Below are 19,023 nucleotides of genomic sequence, written 5' to 3' on the forward strand. Positions count from 1 at the left end.
TCTCGAAAAGGAATTAACGAATGGCCCCTGCGGGCTTCGGCGTATCGCGCCTCGCAGCCAATACAATAAGTATGAGGCCTGCAATAAGCATCGGGATCGACAACAGCATGCCCATGGTTAATCCGCCCCAGAGGAAGCCGAGCTGGGCGTCCGGTTCGCGGAAATGCTCGCCGGCGATCCGGGACAGGCCATAGATCAGGATGAAGGCGCCGAGGATCATGCCGGGCCGCTTCAAGGCGCCGAAACGGATCATGATCGCGAGCACCGTGAACAACAGGATGCCTTCCATGCCGGCCTCATAGAGCTGGCTCGGATGGCGCGGCAGCTGGGTGGGATCGTCAGGGAAGATCATCGCCCAGGGCAGGCTCGGATCAGTGGCGCGGCCCCACAATTCGCCTTTGATGAAATTGGCGATCCGCCCGAGCAGCAGCCCGACCGGCGCGACTGCAGTGGTGATGTCGCCGAGCGACAGGATCGAGATGCCGTTCCGATAGGCGAACCACATCACCGCGACGACGCAGCCGAGGAAGCCGCCATGGAAGGACATGCCGCCCTCCCACAATTTGAAGATTGCGACAGGATGCTGAATGAAGAACGGCAGATTGTAGAACAGCACGTAGCCGGTGCGGCCGCCGAGGATGATGCCCAGTGTGACCCACAGGATGAAATCGTCGATCTGGACCAGCGACATCGGCGCGGGCCCGCCCCACAGGCGCTCCTTCTTCAGCAGCGAGCGCGCATAGAGCCAGCCGAACACGATGCCGCTGATATAGGCGAGGGCGTACCAGCGGATGGCGAACGGTCCGAGCGCGATGGCGACCGGATTGATGGCGGGAAAGTCGATGAGCAGGAAGGGCATCGCGCCTTCTATATCCAAGCGGGATTGCGGCGATCGAGCGCCAGCAGACGCCGTCTGATTCCCGTTATGCAGGGATGTTGAATACGATTGCAAGGAAACCGGTTGATGACAAGGATACCGGCGATCGGCTCTTGAACCGTGCGATCCGGATTGCCATTGTCTTTTCGAGAGTTCGCGCAAAGTTTATCGGAGGCCGAGATGACCCAGACCAACAACCGGTTTTTCGACGAGATCGGCCGCCTGATGAACGATGCCGCCGGCGCCGCCCAGGGCGTCAAGCGCGAGTTCGACACCGTGATGCGGACCCAGGCGGAAAAATTCCTGCGCGACATGGATCTGGTCAAGCGCGAGGAGTTCGAGGCGGTCAAGGACATGGCCCGCCTGGCGCGCGAGGAGAACGAGGCCCTGAAGGCACGCATCGCGGCGCTGGAGGCCAAGCTCGGCGGATAGGACGGCCGGACGATTCTTAACCCTCCCCTGGAGGGGGAGGGTCGGCGCGTAGCGCCGGGGTGGGGTGATCTCTCCACTCGGGCACCGCCAGATTTGAGAGACTGTCACCCCACCCTGCTGCGCATTTCGCTTCGCTGCATGCGCATCGACCCTCCCCCTCCAGGGGAGGAGGGTAAGGACCCGGGTAAGAACCCGGGCTGGCAGCCCATTCTCCTTGTCATTTCCGCATCTTCCGGCTAAAAGCCCGCCAAGTTCGTGGCCCCCGCACCCCTGGAGGCTTGCTGCGAGCTATGCCATGGGCCGCGCTGCGGCCCATTAACTTTTGCAAAAACAAGGACTTAACGACATGGCGACGACCGTCAAGGAATTGAAGGCGACCGCACGTCCGAAGAGCGGCAAGGGGGCCGCCCGGGCTGAGCGTCGCGCCGGGCGAGTGCCCGGAGTGATCTATGGCAACAACCAGCCCCCCGTCACGATCTCGATCGAAGATCGCGAACTGCGCCAGCGCATCCTCGCCGGCCGGTTCCTGACCACGCTGGTGGACATCGATCTCGAGGGCAAGAAGCACCGCGTGATTCCGCGCGACTATCACCTCGATCCGGTCAAGGACTTCCCGATCCATGTCGACTTCATGCGGCTCGGCGAAGGCGCCACCATCCGCATCAGCGTGCCCCTGCACGTCGTGAAGGCGGAAACCTCTCCGGGTGTGAAGCGCGGCGGCACGGTCAACATCGTCGCCCACGCCATCGAGCTCGAATGCGGTGTCGAGAGCATTCCGCAGTACATCGAGGCCGATGTCGGCTCGCTGGAAATCGGTCACTCCTTGCATCTGTCGGACGTCAAGCTGCCGAACGGCGTGAAGGCGCTGACCCGCGAGGACGCGACCCTCGTCACCATCGTGCCGCCGTCCGGCTACGCCGAAGAGCAGAAGGCCGCCGCTGCGGCTGCAGCTCCGGGCGCTGCTGCGGCAGCTCCAGCGGCTGGCGCTGCGGCTCCGGCTGCGGGCGCTGCTGCACCTGCCGCCGCTGCCAAGGCTCCCGCCGGCGGCGACAAGAAGAAGTAATCTCTCGAAAGAGCTGGCGCGTGGTCCCTGACCGCGCGCTGGCTGAGGGGCGCGCCGCGTCATGCGACTCTTTGTTGGGCTCGGCAATCCCGGCGCGAAATACGCACGTAACCGGCACAATATCGGCTTCATGGCCGTCGACGAGATCGCGCGGCGTCATGGTTTCGCACCATGGCGCCGCAGGTTTCAGGGCGAGACCTCGGAAGGCACGCTCGGCACTGAGCGCGTGATCCTGCTCAAGCCGACGACCTACATGAACGATTCCGGCCGCGCAGTGCAGGAAGCGGCTGGCTTCTTCAAGATCGCTCCCGGCGACGTCACCGTGTTCCACGACGAGCTCGAGCTGCCGCCGGGCAAGGTGCGTGTGAAGATCGGCGGCGGCATCGCCGGCCACAACGGCCTGCGCTCGATCTCGGCGCATATCGGCAACGACTACCGCCGCGTGCGCCTCGGCATCGGTCATCCCGGCGTCAAGGAGCTGGTGCATGGCCACGTGCTGTCGGACTTCGCCAAGGCGGACAACGACTGGGTGGCGACGCTGTGCGAGGCGGTGGCCGAGCATGCAGGCCTGGTCGCCAAGGGCACGGACGCGACCTTCGCCAACAGGGTGCACCTCGCCATGCAGGCGAAGGGATTTTTGACCAAGGACGAGAACGGCAAGGAATAACACCTGTCATCGCCGGACTTGATCCGGCGATCCATCCTTCGAAGACGATGGATGCGCGGGTCAAGCCCGCGCATGACGAGTTCGGAAGACATTGACGCGCGGAGCGCGGAGGCCAGGAACATCATGGGATTCAAATGCGGGATCGTCGGGTTGCCCAATGTCGGCAAGTCGACCTTGTTCAATGCGCTGACCGAGACGGCCGCGGCGCAGGCCGCGAACTATCCGTTCTGCACCATCGAGCCGAATGTCGGCGAGGTCGCCGTGCCCGATCCGCGGCTCGACAAGCTCGCGGCGATCGCCAAGTCCGGCCAGATCATCCCGACCCGGCTGACCTTCGTCGACATTGCCGGCCTCGTCCGCGGCGCGTCCAAGGGGGAAGGCCTCGGCAACCAGTTCCTCGCCAACATCCGGGAGGTCGATGCCATCGCGCATGTGGTGCGCTGCTTCGAGGATTCCGACATCACCCATGTCGAGGGCAAGATCGCCCCGCTCGCCGACATCGAGACCATCGAGACCGAGCTGATGCTTGCCGACCTCGACAGCCTCGAGAAGCGCGTCGACAACCTCACCAAGAAGGCCAAGGGCAACGACAAGGACGCCAAGGAGCAACTCGACCTCGTCAACCGCACCCTGGTGCTGCTGCGCGAGGGCAAGCCCGCGCGCCTCGTCGAGCGCAAGGCGGAAGAAGAACGCGCCTTCGGCATGCTCGGCCTGTTGTCGTCCAAGCCCGTGCTCTATGTCTGCAACGTCGAGGAGGGCTCGGCCGCAACCGGCAATGCCTTCTCCAAGGCGGTGCAGGACCAGGCCGCCAAGGAAGGCGCGGTCGCCGTCGTCATCTCCGCCAAGATCGAATCCGAGATCGCGACCATTTCGCGCGAGGAGCGCGCCGACTTCCTGGAGACGCTGGGCCTGGAGGAAGCCGGCCTCGATCGCCTGATCCGCGCCGGCTACCAGCTTCTCGACCTCATCACCTATTTCACCGTCGGCCCGAAGGAAGCGCGCGCCTGGACCATCCATCGCGGCACCAAGGCTCCCGCCGCGGCCGGCGTGATCCACACCGATTTCGAGAAGGGCTTCATCCGCGCCGAGACGATTGCGTTCGAGGATTACGTCGCGCTGGGCGGCGAAGCCGGCGCCCGCGATGCCGGCAAGCTCCGCCTCGAAGGCAAGGAATACGTCGTCGCCGACGGCGACGTGATGCATTTCCGGTTCAATACGTAACGTTGGTTTCGTGCCCCGGACGCAGCGCAGCGCTCTTGCGGTGCGCTGCAGAGCCGGGGCCCAGAAGTCCTGATTGCTGATGCATGGGTCCCGGCTCTGCGTCGCGTCATTTCATGCCGCGCCGCGTCCGGGACACGAGGGCCGCTACCGCATCCCGCTGCCCTGGTCCCGGATCGCGCCGAGATGCTCGTTGATGCGGAACACGATCAGGATCAGCTCCGCGACGATGCGCGAGAACACGATGCCGACGACGACGCTCGCGATCGAGGACAGCAGCACCAGGAAGCCGCCGAACGGGCTGATCGCCATCGCAGCGAGCCCTGAAAAGATGCCGGAGATGCCGTACAGGCAGATCAGCGCGATCACCAGCCAGTAGAAGGTCTTGATGATCGTCGGCGTGATGAAGCGGTCCCATTGAAACAGGTCGCTGAATGAAAACATTGCTCTCCCCAGGGCAAATCGGGCCTCGGTACGTGGATCTCGGCCCCCGGCTGATCCGACTCAAGACCAAAGCCGCCGCGTGATATGTAGCACGAGCCATGCGGGCCGGCGGGTTGAGATTGCCGCAAAGTGCGGCCACAATCTGTCATTCCCGCAAAGCTTTCCCAACATGACCCTGACCTTCGAAGATTTCCCGCCCGGCCGGTTCGGAACGTTCGGCCCGCGTCATGTCACCCGCGACGAGATTTTGGCCTTTGCCGCCGAGTTCGATCCGCAGCCCATGCATCTGGACGAGGAGGCCGCGGCCAAGAGCATGCTGCGCGGCCTGTCCGGCTCGGGCTGGCATCTCTGCTCGCTGATGATGCGGATGATGGCCGACGGTTTCATCACCCGTGCGGCTTCACTGGGATCTCCAGGCGTCGACGAAGTGCGTTGGCTGTCGCCGCTGCGGCCCGGCGACGAACTCACGCTCGAGGTCGATGTGCTGGAGGCGCGCACCTCGAAGAGCCGGCCCGAGCTCGGCATCGTCAAGTTCAAATGCACCATGCGTAACGCCAAGGGTGAGGCGCTTGGCGAGATGACCTCGCCGATCCTGATCAAGCGGCGCGAGGGAGCGGTCTGATGCGCTTCTTCGACGACATCGAGATTGGCCAGCGCCGCGAGATCGGCAGCTACAATTTCACGGCCGAGGCCATCAAGACTTTCGCCGCCAAGTTCGATCCGCAGCGTTTTCATCTCGACGAGGAGGAGGGCAAGAACTCGCTGTTCGGCGGGCTCGCCGCGTCGGGCTGGCATGTCGGTTCGGCCTGCATGAGCCTGCTTGTCGCCGACGGCCAGCGTCTGGCGCGCGAGGCCGCGTCGCGCGGCGAGGAGGTTGCGGTGTGGGGCCCGTCGCCGGGCTTTCGCGACCTGCGCTGGATCCGGCCGGTGCTTGCCGGCGACACCGTCGCTTACGTCAACGTCGTCATCGACAAGCGCGTCTCGGCCTCGCGCCCCGGCTGGGGCATTTTGACGGCCCGCACCACCGGCACGAACCAGCGCGGCGAGGAGGTCTATTCCATCACGGCCAGCGCTTTCGTGCCGATGCGCGCGAAGCCCAGCTAGATCTGTTCCAAAATGAACGGTCCAAATGAGTGCGCGAGTGTTGCCCGCGCGCTATGGACGCGATTCAGGCCTGCTGGCATAAGCCCGCGCAACATGGTTACCGCAAAGCAGTTTTGCGGAACCAGTGAGGTGCTAACTAATTATGAACCTGTCGCTGTCTATTTGAAACGAATTGGCAGACGACAGGGGACGAGGACCATGGCTGATCGCGGCGCACTGAAATTTGTTGGATTCATCTTCGCGACCGCGACGCTGGCCGTGATGCTGGTCGCCGGCATGGTGGTGAAGGGCTATGCCGATGGCGCCTACACCCTGGAAGCCTCGGCCGCCGACGCGAGCCGGTAACAGTTCGTTAATGCTTCGCGGCCGGTATCCGGCCGCCGCACCTCAGCGGCTATAGACGAACGCCAAAATGGCGATCGCGACCGCCAGCAGACCGACAAAGCGCAGCATGATCGTGCCGAACTGGTTCGGCGCGGGCCGCAACGGTATCGGGTCCGTGGTGTCGGGCCGAATGCTTTCCATCTGAAATGTCCCCAAGCCCGGCCGTAGCGGCACGGGCGCCTGGCATTGGTCGCTGGGGAGCGGCGAAGGGTTCAAGCCATGCTCTCGTGTCCCGGACGCGCTGCAGCGCTCTTGCGCTGCTGCGCAGAGCCGGGACCCATCTTGAAGCCATGTCGCCAGAGGCATCGGCCCCGGCTCTGCGGCGCGTCACTGCGTGCCGCACCGCGTCCGGGGCACGAGACCTCCAGAATCAAAACCGCCGCGCCCCTTTCGGAACGCGGCGGCTGGTGATGCGGTGCTCTGCGATCAGCTGTTGCGCAGGCCGTCGGCGGCGCGCTTCCACTGCGCGACGTTGTCCGCGATCATGCGGGTCGACTTCATCGCGGCCTGGCTGAGCTGGGCGTAGCCGGAGATCTCGCGCTGGACGCGCTGGCCTTCGGCATGGAGCAGGTCGCGCAGGCTCTCGAGCTCGGAGATCAGGTTCTCGATCTCGGCGAGCGAGGTGCCGGCGACGCGCTGGATCAGCGAGTTGACGTTGTTGACGGTGGCCTCCGCGCTCGGGTCGAGCGGCGGCGCATCGGTGGTGGCCGACGCCGGACGGCGCAGATAGGCGATGTCGTTGCGGACGAAGTCACGGATGCCGGCCTCGACCTCCGTCACGGCGGCGAGGTTGGTGTCGACCGTCTCGGTCTCGGTGGCTTCGATCTTTTCCGGACGCATGGCGTTCATCGTTGTTCCCCTGTTCGCGTTGAGCGCAGCGCGAGTGTCCCCCGCACGACGACGTCTGTGAGGCTTCCCTATCAGGGCGTCCGATTTTGACCGCAAATGGGCCGAGATGCGGCAAGGGCGGACCATTCGGGGGTTTTGCCGTGGCGTATGGTTACGAGAGTCTGAACGGCGTCGATATAAGGCGAATGCGGGGCTCGGTCGGTGTGCGACTCCCTCTCCCCGCAGGCGGGGAGAGGCGAAGGGTCACCAGCTCTTCTTGAAGCCGGCAGTGACGCTCTTGTTGATCGCACCTTGCGAGGTCTCGCCGACCGAGCCGGAGACGGTGACGTTGTCGAACAGCTTCTGCTCGGCGCCGACCTTGCGCAGCCATTTGTCGTCGGTGGTCGACAGCGTCTGGCCGGCGGTGATGCTGGTGCCGGTGTCGGTGAGGGTGACCTTGGCGGACTGGTCGGTTTCGTAATTGCGCGTGACGTGGCCGCCGATGCCGGGCACCGCAGTGGTGCCCTGCTGGTTGACGCTGTAGCCGTTCTGCAGCGTCAGCTGCGTGTCGGTCGACAGCGGCACCGATTTGATCAGCGAGGCCCCGAGCTTGCTCTGCTCCGAACCGGGATCGACGCGGGCTTCCACCGCGGTCTTGTCCCAGATCACGCCCGCGCCGGGCGCGGTTGCCGTCGCCCAGGCGCTGCCGGAGGATTGCGGCAGGTTGCCGCCATTGGTGGCCTTCTGCGCCAGGAGCTCGGACATCGTCCTGGGCTCGCTCGCCACCGTCATGTCGGCGCCGACCTTGGTATCCCAGAACGAGAACACCGACTGCTTCACGGTCACCGCCGAGGAGCCATTGGCATTGGCGTTCGACGACCAGTCCAGCCCGTCCTTGGCGGCGGCCTGGGCGCGCTTCTTGGCGGCCATGGGGTCAATGCCGGTACCGGCATCGACCGCGAGCTGACTCCAGTCGAGCTTGTCGACATCGATGCCCTTCATCACGTCGGGATCGTTGACGTCAGGGGCCTCCGCGGCTTCCGTGTCGGCCTCGTCCGCGGCCGCGGCGGCGGGCGGGGAGAAGGGCGGAATGATCTGCGCCTGTAACGTCAGCACCGAGCCCAGAATGAATGCGGCCGCCAGCACCGGCAGCCTGGCCCAGCCAAAACCTGTCGAGAATTCCATCGTCCTGCCCGCCAACCCCAGCGCATGTTGCCCGCCAATATAGGACGAGCCCTGGTGATGACCATGCGCCATTCGGTCGGCCTGCATCAATGCTGATCTATCGTTGCGAAATTGTGGCAATTCGCGTGGGCGAGACGCGAACCAACGGGCCGCGCGAAAGGCGCGCGCCCGACGACGAGCTTGTGGCGCGACGGCATCCGGCGGGGCTGGAGGCCAGGACGTCGCAGCTGGCATCGTCATCGGTCCCGAACAGCAGGGCCCGTTGGTGTCCCCCTAAAGCGCGATGATTTTCATCGCGCTTCAGGTTGATGTTTGCGCATGATCTTTTCGGAAAACCGCTTCGCACTTTGCGCTAACGCGGCCCCTTCGGGTCCGGATCATGCGTTAGCCGACGCTGGTCATCTTCGGCAGATGAATGGCGCGGCCGAGTGCCTGCTCGACGAGGTCGAACGTGTCGATCAGGACGCGCATGCTGACGAGCTTGTCCGCCCTGAACTGGGCGAACTGCGCGACCCGCAAGCTGATCGGCTTGTTGGAATCCAGCGCCGTCAGCGAATAGCGCACCATCGAGGCGGCGGAATCGACGCCGAGCATGATGCTCTCGCGGTCGAAGCGGCGGACCCTGAAATTGTCGGCGAGCTGGCGGATGACGTCGAGCACGGCGTCGTTGCCCTGGCGCGCGCCGAGGAACGGAAACATGTCGATCGGGCCGTACAGCGCCCACTCGACGTCCTCGTCGATCAGGGCCTCGATATCCGCGAAATGCCGGTCGTTGATCGCACGGTGCAACGCGCGCGAGAAACGCCAGAGGCTGTGCTCTGTCATCTTGGGCAGTCCTGAAGCTGGCTTTACGGAAAACGGAAAACAACCCCACGCGCACTCGGGCGCCGGGGCTCAACTCATTTGTATACGAACAAAATACCCGATTTCGGCCAAAACGCAATTCACGTTTTCGCAATGCACAATTGATGGCGATGTGTGAGATTTGCAATAGAACCCCGTAGTCTCCCGGGTTCCGGCCGCTCGCGCGCGAGGGTTCCAGCGAAGGGACCTGACTCAGTCCACTCGCGCCCCCGTGATCAACGGCCCGATCTCGCGCTCCAGCACCTGCTGCACCAGATCGTAGGAATCGATGATCTCGCGGATCTCCGCCACCAGGCCGCCGCGGAAGGTGTAGAACACGGCCATGTCGAACTGCACGATGCGGTCGTTGCGGCGCTTCCTGAAATAGGCCTGCATGTAGGTCGCGACCGCCTCGCCCTCGGCGACGATGAGCGGCGCCTTGTATCGGATCTCCGAATAGCGCGACCAGATCGTCTGCCACAGCGCGCGCAATTCGGCCTTGCCGTGGCGCGGCACCATGTGGGGCAGCACGTCGATCGGCGCATGGGTGAGGAAGTCGACGTCGTCGGTGCAGCACGCCAGCGCGGCCTCGATGTCGCCGCGCGCGAAGGCGTCGAGCAGATGCAGCACGCGTTGCCTGTTCAGCTTCTCAACCGTCATGCTGCTCCCGCCCTCGTCGGCCGTGGATTGCAAACGCTACCGCGGGCCTCGCGGGTCCATCAATCCGCAAAAACACAGAGTGCTTGCAGCTTATGACGCGCCGGCGCCATGCCGCGTTCATGGGGGTGCAATTGCGGGTTGCGCAAATGTTCGCGCGCAGGCTTTTGCACCTGGCGATGACGCTGCGCGCCCATCGGCGGGCGCGCCTGGCCAGGTGCTGGAACCCGGACCCATCCGCGTTCGTTGAAGGTCCAGCGTCGCATCCGGAGACATCGATCCATGAAATCGACCCTTCTCACCGTGGCCACCGCGGTTCTCATGCTCGGCGCGACCTCCGCCGCCGACGCCAAGGGCTGCATCAAGGGCGCCATCGTCGGCGGTGTCGCCGGCCACTATGCTGGCCATCACGGCATGCTCGGCGCCGCCGCCGGCTGCCTCTACGGCCGTCACCACGCCAAGGAGCAGGAAAAACATCGGCAGCAGAGCCAGATGAACGGGCAGGGGAAGCTGTAAGCCCGCGGAAAACCTCGCCCGGTCTCTCTTTGATGCGGCATGCTCCGATGGTAAATTCCAGTCGCTAGCGCTGGAGTTGAGCCAGGCGAGGGGACAATGGACGTCGGGAAGCTCTCGTGGGGTGTCGTCCTCGCAATCCTGTTCCTGTGCTTCTTCAGCGCTTTCATCAGAAATGCGTCCCACGCGCAGGGCGTCAAATACAATTGGCTCGGCGTGCTGCTGTCGTTCTCGACGATCGGCCTTGCCATCTACCTCGTGTTCTTCCGCCAGCTCTGACGCAGCCCCCCCCCGCTGGGGGCGGGGCTATCGCATTTGTCGCTTTGCGCGAGCTGAGCGCGCGCCTCGTCCTTCGAGACGACCGCTTCGCGGTCCCTCAGGATGAGGCCAAGCGGCATTACCGCCCGTTGAACTCGCGCAACGCACTCGGTCCTCATCCTGAGGGCCCGCCAAAGGCGGGCGTCTCGAAGGATGGCCACGGGCGGTATCATTTCTATGCGATTGCCTGCCCCCGGCTGGGAGGGGCCAATGCGTGAGCCAACTCACATCCCAGGCCTCACCCTGCGGCTATCGTCATCCCCATGTCATCAGGGAGACGTGCCATGGCTGCCATCGCCACCGCCAGAAAGTCCCGCCTGCACAACGCGATCGAAGGTCTCGCGCTGACCGCGATCCTGCAGAGTTTCCCGACCTTCGCCGCCGCCGCCTTCCTGCTCAAGCTCTGCGGCAACCACGACCTCTCCGGCGACCCCGGCGTCGCCATCTTCGTCGCCATCGCCTCGCTCGCCCACGCCATGCTGGCCGTGACCCTCGGCCCGAGCTTTCCGCATTTGTTCAAGACCGTCTACGAGCCGAAATTCTTCGAGGCCCATCTGCCGCTCGCCGACAAGATCACGGCATGGCGCACCCAGCCGGTCGCCTCGCTGCAGCTGGTGACTATCGTGCTGCTGCTGTCGGTGATGGCGGTGGTGACGGCGAGCGTGGGGTGAGGGGTGCGCCCGCAACAACGAATGTGTCGTGAAGACATCGCTCGATCCCTTGCCTCTTTCATGACAGGCACACCTCCGCGTTCCCGCGGCGCGTTTCGCCCGGGCTTTGCCTGGTCGCGCGCCCTGATTGATAGAGAGGGCGCAGGGAAGGCCGGGAGCCGATTGGCTCCCGTGGCCGCCTGTGCAAAAGGTAGTCTGCGTGTGCAGGCACAGGCGGAAGACCACAGGGCAACCGGGACATCCCGGCCTTCCCTGCGCGATGGTTGGAACGGCTTATGTCGCGCTCTCCCCGGGGAGCGTTGCACTATTGCCCCCGTCACCTCGCGGATCACCGACACGCCGGCCCGGTTGGGCCGCTCATGTCACCGCAAGACTTGGCGCCAGAGCCCCGGGCGCCAGGACCACACGATTTTGCCGTACACGCATCCCACTTGTCGAAAGCGCGCCGTCCTGCTCACGGTTGCCCGCCCTGCAAAACCTCTCGCGCCAATGGGACCCGTGTCCACCGCCGCCCGGCCCCATGTCGTGACGATCGCGATACGCCCTCTCCGTGGGCCGGAGTGAGCGAGACATACGATAATTCCGAATTTCGGTAAAGTGGAATATTTTTCCGGGGAGGTGTTGACGCGTCGGGCAAAACAGTGCGTGGGGAGGGGGCGGATCACGCCGCGCCGTCATTGCGAGGAGCTCAGCGACAAAATTGCGTAGCAATTTTGCGCAGATGCGACGAGGCAATCCAGACTGTTGCTGCGGAGCGATTCTGGGTTGCTTCGCTGCGCTCGCAACGACAGAGCAAGAACCGCCGGAGTCACTCCGACGGATATGAGCGCAGAAATTCCCTGGCAGCGTCTCGTGTTGGAAAACGACCAAGCTCCTTGTAGTCGGGATCGTCTTCCGCCTCGTCGGACGACCGCAGCACGACGAACTTGCCGCCGTCCTCCACGATCAATTCCGTCAAGTTCTCGCTGTTGAGAGGCGACATGTCGCGGAAGCCGCAGTGCGGGCATTCGTCGTCGCAGGTGCACGACCATTCATCGGTCCATGTCTTCCGGCAGCGGTCGCAGCGATAGATGTTCAGGAACCAGGCCATGGCGCCCCTCACGATTTCAGACGGTAGTTGCCGCGAGACAAGAACTCGATGAAGCCATGATCACGCAAATACTGAAGTTGCTGACGAATCTTCGGCCGGACGTTCTGGTTGCCGGGATAGAGGTCGCCGAGGTGGCGATCGAACGCGTAGATGTCGTCGAGTGTAAAGTCGCGCCGGCCCAGCGATTCCACGCATTTCAATACGTCCAATAGCCAGCCGCGAGCTTCCAGCGACTTGTCCCGCAGAAAGAGCGTCTTCTTCCATTCCTCCAGGACCACCTCTTTCGCCCGGATCACGCCGTTCTGAACAATGTGAATCTTCCCGGACTCCGGGACTTTGCTCAGAAGGATATTCGATCCGATCCAGCCCGCACGCCGCGCTGTCGTTGCGAGTGGCTTTCTTTCCTGAATGATCTCGGGAACGAAAAAGTGTTTCGGCACGATGAAGAGATTTACGACGGCGAGCGAGGTGCGATCGTAGTTCATCAATAGGAGATTCGGGTTGTTGCTCGCGGTAAGCCGCTCGCACTTCGTCTTGTAGGCGCCGTCCGACACCTTCGGTCCGAACTTCCTCTTCTGACTCTTGAGTTCAAACTCCTCCTCGCAGGACGTGCAGCGAAAGTCAGCGACCGGGCTGTTGTTGGGAAATTGCGATATCTCTGCGCTGCCGCAATGCGGGCAGTAGGCCCAGGCTCTTACCCACGCTTCCGTCCATGCACGAGCGCTCTGTGTGCCGCTTGCATAGGGCGACTGGGTCTCTTCGAAGCCGAGTTTCATGCAGCTAGCGTAACGAAACTCGTCCGAATTGCCAGTAGCCCTACCTCTTCTTCCACCCGCCCCGTCGCCCCGGCATCCCGCCCGTCGACTTCGGCGCGGGCCCGAACTCCGGGCCCGACTGCCGCGAGTCCGTCGGCTGGATGATGCGGCTGGTGCTGCCGAACGGTTTTGCCGGCAGGCTCGGCTTCTCGCGATAGGGCAGCGATTCCGGGCCGTGCATCTCGTCGAGATGCGGCTTGTGCACCTTCGAGCCGCTGCCGCCGCCGCTGGCTTTCAGCGCGGAGCTGACGGTCTTCTTCTTCATGGCGCTGACCGGCAGGTTGGCGGCGTCCCCGTACTTCTTGGCTCCGGCATAGGCACCGGCCTTGCCCGCCACCGCGCGCTGTTTGGCGGTGGGATCGTCCACCACGGCGAGCTCCGTCGCGCGCAGGCGCTTGACTTCGTCGCGGAGGCGGGCGGCTTCCTCGAAGTTCAGGTCGGCGGCGGCCTCGCGCATGCGCGTTTCCAGATCGGCGAGCACGGCTTCGAAATTGTGGCCGATCGAGATGACGTCGTCGGTCATGTCGTGGCCGCCGACCTCGACCAGCACGTGGTCGCGCTCGTAGACGGAGTTGAGGATGTCGCCGATCTGCTTCTTCACGCTCTCCGGCGTGATGCCGTTGGCGGTGTTGTACTCGACCTGCTTCTCGCGGCGGCGGTTGGTTTCCGCGATGGCGCGCTCCATCGAGCCCGTCATCTGGTCGGCATAGAGGATCACCTTGCCGTCGACGTTGCGCGCGGCGCGGCCGATGGTCTGAATCAAGGACGTTTCACTGCGCAAAAAACCTTCCTTGTCGGCATCGAGAATCGCGACCAGGGCGCATTCGGGAATGTCGAGGCCTTCGCGCAAGAGGTTGATGCCGACCAGCGCGTCGAAGGCGCCGAGACGCAAGTCGCGGATGATCTCGATGCGCTCGATGGTGTCGATGTCGCTGTGCATGTAGCGGACGCGAATGCCCTGCTCGTGCAGATATTCGGTGAGGTCCTCCGCCATGCGTTTTGTGAGAACCGTGATCAGCGAGCGATAGCCGGCCTGCGCGGTGGCGCGGACCTCGCCGACGAGGTCGTCGACCTGGGTGCGGGCGGGCCGGATATCGACGGGCGGATCGATCAAGCCGGTAGGGCGAATGACCTGCTCGACGAACACGCCGCCGCTCTCGTTCAGCTCCCAGCCGCTCGGCGTCGCCGACACCGCGACCGTCTGCGGCCGCATCATGTCCCATTCCTCGAAGCGGAGCGGGCGGTTGTCCATGCAGGAGGGCAGGCGGAAGCCGTACTCGGCCAGCGTCGCCTTGCGGCGGAAGTCGCCGCGGAACATGGCGCCGATCTGCGGGATGGTGACGTGGCTTTCGTCGGCGAAGATCAGCGCGTTGTCGGGCACGTACTCGAACAGCGTCGGCGGCGGCTCGCCGGGCCGGCGGCCGGTGAGATAGCGCGAATAGTTCTCGATGCCGGCGCAGCTGCCCGTCGCCTCCATCATCTCGAGGTCGAAGGTGGTGCGCTGCTCCAGCCGCTGCGCTTCCAGGAGGCGCCCCTGGTTGTTGAGCTGATCGAGCCGCAGCTTCAACTCTGACTTGATCGACTTGATCGCCTGCACCAGCGTCGGGCGCGGCGTCACATAGTGCGAGTTGGCGTACATCTTGATGAATTCGAGCTCGTCCTGCTTGTGGCCGGTGAGCGGATCGAACTCCTCGATGGTCTCGATGGTGTCGCCGAACAGGTTCACGCGCCAGGCGCGGTCCTCATAGTGAGCCGGGAAAATATCGATCACATCGCCGCGCACGCGAAAAGTGCCGCGGGTAAAGTCGGCCTGGGTGCGCTTGTACTGGAGCGCGACCAGGTCGGCGATCAGCTGGCGCTGGTCGATGCGCTCGCCCTTCTTCAGCGCGAAGGTCATCGCGGTGTAGGTCTCGACCGAGCCGATACCGTAGATGCAGGACACCGAGGCGACGATGATGACGTCGTCGCGTTCGAGCAGCGCGCGCGTCGCGGAGTGGCGCATGCGGTCGATCTGCTCGTTGATCGAGGAGTCCTTCTCGATATAGGTGTCGGTGCGCGGGACGTAGGCTTCCGGCTGGTAGTAATCGTAATAGGAGACGAAATACTCGACCGCGTTGTCCGGGAAGAAGTTCTTGAACTCGCCATAGAGCTGGGCGGCCAGCGTCTTATTCGGCGCCAGGATCAGCGCCGGGCGCTGCGTCTTCTCGATCACCTGCGCCATGGTGTAGGTCTTGCCCGAGCCGGTGACGCCGAGCAGCACCTGGGTGCGGTCGTTGCGCTGGATGCCTTCGACCAGCTCGGCGATCGCGGTCGGCTGGTCGCCCTTCGGCTCATAGGACGATTTGATCTCGAAGCGCACGCCGCCTTCGGACTTTTCCGGGCGCGGCGGACGGTGCGGCGTCCAAACCTTGGTGGAGCCGTCGTCCTTGCGGAACTCCGGCCGGCCCTCGCGGATCAGCGACTCCAGCGCCTCCGCGGTCGCCTTGACGCCGAGCGCCTCCATCTTGTTGCGCGGCGGACGCGCCAACGCTTCGGCATCGTCCTCCTCGGTGGGCAGGCCGAGCTGCCGCGCCAGTTCCGGATCGAGCGTCGGGATGGTGGCCGCGGTTCCGTAATTCGCCTGTGGTGCCTCCTCCAGTCCGCCCCCACCCTTTCCCTCCCCCGCACGCGGGGGAGGGTTGGGAGGGGGAGGGAAGTCCTTCGGCGTCGAGGCCCGCGCGCGATGTGCGGCGGCCTCGCCCCCGGCGCGGCGATCGCGCGAATTATCCGGCGGCGGCTGCAGCCCGGTCCCCGATCCCAGCCCGGCATCGCCGCGATTGATCGCGGGATTGAGCAGCTCGGCCAGCGCCGGCCCGATCGGCTGCACGTCAGGCCGGTGGGCTTTGGATTTGGGGGATTTGCCGGATTTTTCGGGGGATGCAGGTTTCTTCGCCATGAGGCGAATATGGGACGAGTCCGCCCCGCAATAAAGGGCGAATGGTCCTCGCCATGCAGGCTGCTGACAGCAGGTTGGCAGCAGCCTTTGGCCTCACGCCGCCGGCAGCGGTCCCTCGCCGTCTTCGCTCGCCTGATAGGGCTTGAGGATGTCGAGATGGATGCCGCCGCAATCGGTGCAACGCATGGTCCAGTACTCGCAGCCGGCGCGGCCGCCGATCACGCGGAGCACCGTCAGATCGCCGTCGCATTCCGGGCAGTTCGACAGCACCGTGCGGGTGTAGATCCTCGGCCGTGACGTGTCTTCGAAGTCGATGACTGACATGACCGGTTTACCCCCTTTGAGCGCTGCGCTGTCCCTGGTTCGCTGGCCGTCCCGCCCGCTTATTCGTCGTCGCTGTCGGTCCGGCGGCGGAAGCGGTCGATGTGATGCTTGGCGTCGGCGATCGCCGCGTTCTGATCGGGCCAGGCGAAACCGACCTCCATGGCCGGAAACAGCACGCCGTCGATCGCGACCGGGCTGAGATCGGCGCGGCGGATGCGGGCGTGCCAGAGGCCTTTGCCGGCCTCAAAAGATTCGATGTCAAAGCCGTCGTAGAGGGTCGTCATTGCAGTCCCCGAAAGTGTCCTGGTTCGCGTGTCTTGCTCGAGCGCCTTGTTGGAGGGTCAGGGGACCACGTTTGCGGATTTGCGTGTGTGAAGCCGTTCACAAGCGGCCGGCTTTTTTGCCTGGAGGCTTGCCGATGGGGTGTCAGTTCCGGGCGGTGGCGCGGCCCATCCGCCGCGGGCGCGCGGCGGGTTCCGCCGCGGCGCGCATGATCCAGCGGCGGAACGCGGCAAAGTCGCGCTGCTCGGTCTGGAAGCTGCGATAGAGCAGGTACCAGCGCATGCCCTTGGGCACGGAGAGGTCGAACGGCGCCACCAGCCGCCCGGCGGCGAGGTCGTCGTCGATATAGGGGCGGATGCCCATGGCGATGCCGAGCCCGTCGGCTGCGGCCTGCAGCGCCTGACCGTAGAACTGGAACTCCGGCCCGCGCGGATTGATGCGGGGGAGGTTCGCGGCCTTCAGCCAGATCGGCCAGTCCTCCGGCGAATGTTCGACGCGGATCAGGCTGGGGCCCTTGAGGTCCGCCGGGCGCTTCAGGCCGCTGGCGAGGCGGGGCACGCAGACCGGCGTGAGGTCGCCGGCGAACAGCGGCTCGGCGACGAGGCCGGGCCAATCGCCGGTGCCGAGCTTGATGCCGCAGCTCCAGTCCTCGCCGAACGGCACCGACGCGCCGCCGGTGGTGAAGCGCACCTCGATGTCGGGCTCCTCGCTGCGAAACTCCGACAGGCGCGGGATCAGCCAGCGCATCGCGAAGGTATGGCCGACGCCTATGGTGAGCACGCGGACGCTCGTCGGAGCCGTCACCTGCGCGGTGAGGCTGGCCAGCGCGTCGAAGATCGGCGTCAGCCCGCTCTGATAGGCGCGGCCGGCCTGCGTCAGCACCAGGCGGTTGGCCTTGCGCTCGAACAGCGCGACGCTGAGCCGCTCTTCGAGCAGATGCACCATGCGGCTGACCGCGGCCGCCGACACGCTCAGCTCCAGCCCGGCCGCGGCAAAGCTGCCGGTCCGCGCCGCCGCCTCGAATGCCTTGATGCCGTTGAGAAACAGCAGACGTCGCAAATGCAGGGCCCCTTGGACGATACCCTCAGGAAAGCTGAGGCCAGGCCAAGATAACTCAGTTTGCGAAGGGCGGGCAAGCGAGGCACGTTCCCCTTCGCCTCTCCCCGCGTGCGGGGAGAGGCCGACACGCGCAGCGTGGCGGGTGAGGGGGAGTCTCCGCGAGTCCAACTGCCACCGTCTCCGCGGAGGCTCCCCCTCACCCCAACCCTCTCCCCGCAAGCGGGGCGAGGGGGAATGAGCAGTCTTCGTCCCTCACGCGCTTTCAGGAGATTCAATCCGTGACGCCCATCATGATCGCTGCCCTCGGATTGCTGATGGTCGGCACCGCGTTCCTGTCGGGGCTGTTCGGCATGGCGGGCGGGCTGATCCTGATCGGCGTGCTGCTCGCCCTGATGCCGCTGCCGACGGCGATGGTGCTGCACGCGATCACGCAGATGGCCTCGAACGGCTGGCGCGCGTTTCTGTGGCGGGCGCATATCCGCTGGCGGCCGGTGGTGAACTACATGGTCGGCGCAGCCGTCGCGCTCACGGCGTGGTCGCTCACCCGTTACGTGCCGGACAAGCCGACGGCGCTGCTCTTGCTCGGCATCACCCCGTTCATGGCGCGGCTGCTGCCGTCAAACATCAAGCCGGATCCCGATCGTCTCTGGCAAGGCACGGTCTACGGCACGATCTGCATGGGCCTGATGCTGATGACCGGCGTCTCCGGGCCGCTGCTCGACACCTTCTTCCTCGGCGGCGATTTCGGCCGGCGCGAGAAGGTGGCGACGAAAGCGATGTGCCAGCTCGTCAGCCATTTCACCAAGCTGATCTATTTCGGCGGCATCATCGACCAGGCGGCGAGCCTCGATCCCGTGCTCGCCGGCGTCGCGATTGCAGCCTCGATGCTCGGCACCACGCTGGCGCGGCGCATCCTGGAAGCGATGACCGACCAGCAATTCATCGCCTGGTCCAACAAGCTGATCACCACCATTGCCTGCTACTACATCGCCTATGGCGGCTGGCTGCTGCTTCGTGCGCCGGTGCTGGCCGCCTTCGACAAGGGAGGTTTGCAATGAGCGAGACTGCCGATCCGCTGGTGCTGGACTTCGTCGAATGGGTGGCGCGCGAGCCGCGCGCCTATGCCGAGGTGATCGCGACCTGGAAGACCTCGTGCCCGCGCCTCACCATCTGGGAGGACGCCGCCGATCGCGGCTACGTCGCACGCCAGACGATCGCAGGCCTCGGGCTGGTCATCGCGGTGACGGAAGGCGGCGAGAGGCTGCTGCGCGCGAACGGGCGGTAACGCCTCGCCACATCGCCATTGCGAGCGCC

General features: G+C 64.9%; 25 protein-coding genes. 12 read left to right on the forward strand and 13 right to left on the reverse strand.

Annotation, left to right across the window (positions count from 1 at the left end; all coding sequences use genetic code 11):
• Positions 1-13: 13 nt before the first annotated feature.
• Complete coding sequence (gene lgt / locus TSA1_RS21950; RefSeq protein ID WP_100178153.1) at positions 14-859, reverse strand: prolipoprotein diacylglyceryl transferase; 846 nt, start codon at positions 857-859, stop codon at positions 14-16.
• Between the two features lie 198 nt (positions 860-1,057).
• Between lgt and TSA1_RS21955 the strand changes: the two genes are divergently transcribed.
• From TSA1_RS21955 to ychF, 4 genes are all read left to right on the forward strand, one after another.
• A complete protein-coding gene (locus TSA1_RS21955; protein WP_007596812.1) occupies positions 1,058-1,309 on the forward strand; it encodes an accessory factor UbiK family protein in 252 nt (83 codons plus the stop codon).
• Between the two features lie 346 nt (positions 1,310-1,655).
• Positions 1,656-2,372: a 50S ribosomal protein L25/general stress protein Ctc gene (locus TSA1_RS21960; protein ID WP_097657564.1), complete on the forward strand. Its 717-nt coding sequence runs from the start codon at positions 1,656-1,658 to the stop codon at positions 2,370-2,372.
• Positions 2,373-2,433: 61 nt separating this feature from the next.
• Positions 2,434-3,039, forward strand: coding sequence for an aminoacyl-tRNA hydrolase (pth, locus tag TSA1_RS21965; protein WP_100178154.1), 606 nt, complete (start codon positions 2,434-2,436; stop codon positions 3,037-3,039).
• A gap of 123 nt (positions 3,040-3,162) precedes the next feature.
• Entirely contained in the window at positions 3,163-4,260 is a 1,098-nt protein-coding gene (ychF, locus tag TSA1_RS21970) for a redox-regulated ATPase YchF (protein ID WP_100178155.1), read from the forward strand.
• A 144-nt stretch (positions 4,261-4,404) separates the two neighbouring features.
• Here the strand turns inward: ychF and TSA1_RS21975 are convergent, their stop codons facing one another.
• On the reverse strand, positions 4,405-4,701 hold the full coding sequence (locus TSA1_RS21975; protein ID WP_100178156.1) for a DUF4282 domain-containing protein: 297 nt from the start codon (positions 4,699-4,701) through the stop codon (positions 4,405-4,407).
• A 169-nt stretch (positions 4,702-4,870) separates the two neighbouring features.
• Between TSA1_RS21975 and TSA1_RS21980 the strand changes: the two genes are divergently transcribed.
• From TSA1_RS21980 to TSA1_RS39800, 3 genes are all read left to right on the forward strand, one after another.
• On the forward strand, positions 4,871-5,323 hold the full coding sequence (locus TSA1_RS21980; protein ID WP_100178157.1) for a MaoC family dehydratase: 453 nt from the start codon (positions 4,871-4,873) through the stop codon (positions 5,321-5,323).
• Positions 5,323-5,805, forward strand: coding sequence for a MaoC family dehydratase (locus TSA1_RS21985; protein WP_100178158.1), 483 nt, complete (start codon positions 5,323-5,325; stop codon positions 5,803-5,805). Before TSA1_RS21980 ends, TSA1_RS21985 begins: the two co-directional genes overlap by 1 nt.
• A 198-nt stretch (positions 5,806-6,003) precedes the next feature.
• Positions 6,004-6,150 (forward strand): hypothetical protein, encoded by a 147-nt coding sequence (locus TSA1_RS39800; RefSeq protein ID WP_174719013.1) that lies wholly within the window; start codon positions 6,004-6,006, stop codon positions 6,148-6,150.
• A 42-nt stretch (positions 6,151-6,192) separates the two neighbouring features.
• On the opposite strand, the gene TSA1_RS39805 is transcribed toward TSA1_RS39800, so the two are convergent.
• The 5 genes from TSA1_RS39805 to TSA1_RS22005 form a co-directional block, all read right to left on the reverse strand.
• The gene (locus tag TSA1_RS39805) at positions 6,193-6,330 is read right to left on the reverse strand and encodes a hypothetical protein (RefSeq protein WP_007614812.1); all 138 of its coding nucleotides are present in this window, start codon (positions 6,328-6,330) and stop codon (positions 6,193-6,195) included.
• Positions 6,331-6,615: 285 nt separating this feature from the next.
• Complete coding sequence (locus TSA1_RS21990) at positions 6,616-7,038, reverse strand: hypothetical protein (protein ID WP_100178159.1); 423 nt, start codon at positions 7,036-7,038, stop codon at positions 6,616-6,618.
• 243 nt (positions 7,039-7,281) lie between these two features.
• Positions 7,282-8,202 (reverse strand): hypothetical protein, encoded by a 921-nt coding sequence (locus tag TSA1_RS21995; protein ID WP_174719327.1) that lies wholly within the window; start codon positions 8,200-8,202, stop codon positions 7,282-7,284.
• Positions 8,203-8,586: 384 nt separating this feature from the next.
• Positions 8,587-9,027, reverse strand: a complete 441-nt coding sequence (locus TSA1_RS22000; RefSeq protein WP_100178161.1) for a nuclear transport factor 2 family protein — start codon at positions 9,025-9,027, stop codon at positions 8,587-8,589.
• A 231-nt stretch (positions 9,028-9,258) separates the two neighbouring features.
• On the reverse strand, positions 9,259-9,705 hold the full coding sequence (locus tag TSA1_RS22005; protein WP_100181274.1) for a nuclear transport factor 2 family protein: 447 nt from the start codon (positions 9,703-9,705) through the stop codon (positions 9,259-9,261).
• Positions 9,706-9,984: 279 nt separating this feature from the next.
• Here TSA1_RS22005 and TSA1_RS22010 point away from each other — a divergent pair, with 279 nt between their 5' ends.
• From TSA1_RS22010 to TSA1_RS22025, 3 genes are all read left to right on the forward strand, one after another.
• A complete protein-coding gene (locus tag TSA1_RS22010) occupies positions 9,985-10,218 on the forward strand; it encodes a hypothetical protein (RefSeq protein WP_100178162.1) in 234 nt (77 codons plus the stop codon).
• 96 nt (positions 10,219-10,314) lie between these two features.
• On the forward strand, positions 10,315-10,494 hold the full coding sequence (locus TSA1_RS22015; RefSeq protein ID WP_063197224.1) for a hypothetical protein: 180 nt from the start codon (positions 10,315-10,317) through the stop codon (positions 10,492-10,494).
• A 323-nt stretch (positions 10,495-10,817) separates the two neighbouring features.
• Complete coding sequence (locus TSA1_RS22025) at positions 10,818-11,204, forward strand: hypothetical protein (RefSeq protein ID WP_100178164.1); 387 nt, start codon at positions 10,818-10,820, stop codon at positions 11,202-11,204.
• A gap of 808 nt (positions 11,205-12,012) precedes the next feature.
• Here TSA1_RS22025 and TSA1_RS22035 read toward each other — a convergent pair.
• The 6 genes from TSA1_RS22035 to TSA1_RS22060 all read right to left on the reverse strand — a co-directional run bounded on the left by TSA1_RS22035 (position 12,013) and on the right by TSA1_RS22060 (position 17,709).
• Positions 12,013-12,294, reverse strand: a complete 282-nt coding sequence (locus TSA1_RS22035) for a hypothetical protein (RefSeq protein ID WP_100178165.1) — start codon at positions 12,292-12,294, stop codon at positions 12,013-12,015.
• A gap of 8 nt (positions 12,295-12,302) precedes the next feature.
• Positions 12,303-13,070 (reverse strand): DpnI domain-containing protein, encoded by a 768-nt coding sequence (locus TSA1_RS22040; RefSeq protein WP_100178166.1) that lies wholly within the window; start codon positions 13,068-13,070, stop codon positions 12,303-12,305.
• A gap of 40 nt (positions 13,071-13,110) precedes the next feature.
• Positions 13,111-16,044, reverse strand: a complete 2,934-nt coding sequence (gene uvrB / locus TSA1_RS22045) for an excinuclease ABC subunit UvrB (RefSeq protein WP_100178167.1) — start codon at positions 16,042-16,044, stop codon at positions 13,111-13,113.
• A gap of 93 nt (positions 16,045-16,137) precedes the next feature.
• Entirely contained in the window at positions 16,138-16,368 is a 231-nt protein-coding gene (locus TSA1_RS22050) for a hypothetical protein (protein WP_100178168.1), read from the reverse strand.
• Between the two features lie 59 nt (positions 16,369-16,427).
• Positions 16,428-16,652: a hypothetical protein gene (locus TSA1_RS22055; protein ID WP_100178169.1), complete on the reverse strand. Its 225-nt coding sequence runs from the start codon at positions 16,650-16,652 to the stop codon at positions 16,428-16,430.
• Positions 16,653-16,794: 142 nt separating this feature from the next.
• Entirely contained in the window at positions 16,795-17,709 is a 915-nt protein-coding gene (locus TSA1_RS22060) for a LysR substrate-binding domain-containing protein (RefSeq protein WP_100178170.1), read from the reverse strand.
• A gap of 278 nt (positions 17,710-17,987) precedes the next feature.
• Here TSA1_RS22060 and TSA1_RS22065 point away from each other — a divergent pair, with 278 nt between their 5' ends.
• Both TSA1_RS22065 and TSA1_RS22070 read left to right on the forward strand, forming a co-directional pair.
• On the forward strand, positions 17,988-18,767 hold the full coding sequence (locus TSA1_RS22065) for a sulfite exporter TauE/SafE family protein (protein WP_100181275.1): 780 nt from the start codon (positions 17,988-17,990) through the stop codon (positions 18,765-18,767).
• Positions 18,764-18,994 (forward strand): hypothetical protein, encoded by a 231-nt coding sequence (locus TSA1_RS22070; RefSeq protein ID WP_100178171.1) that lies wholly within the window; start codon positions 18,764-18,766, stop codon positions 18,992-18,994. Before TSA1_RS22065 ends, TSA1_RS22070 begins: the two co-directional genes overlap by 4 nt.
• The last annotated feature ends 29 nt before the right edge of the window (positions 18,995-19,023 follow it).

Source organism: Bradyrhizobium nitroreducens (assembly GCF_002776695.1).
In the GTDB taxonomy this organism is placed as follows: domain Bacteria; phylum Pseudomonadota; class Alphaproteobacteria; order Rhizobiales; family Xanthobacteraceae; genus Bradyrhizobium; species Bradyrhizobium nitroreducens.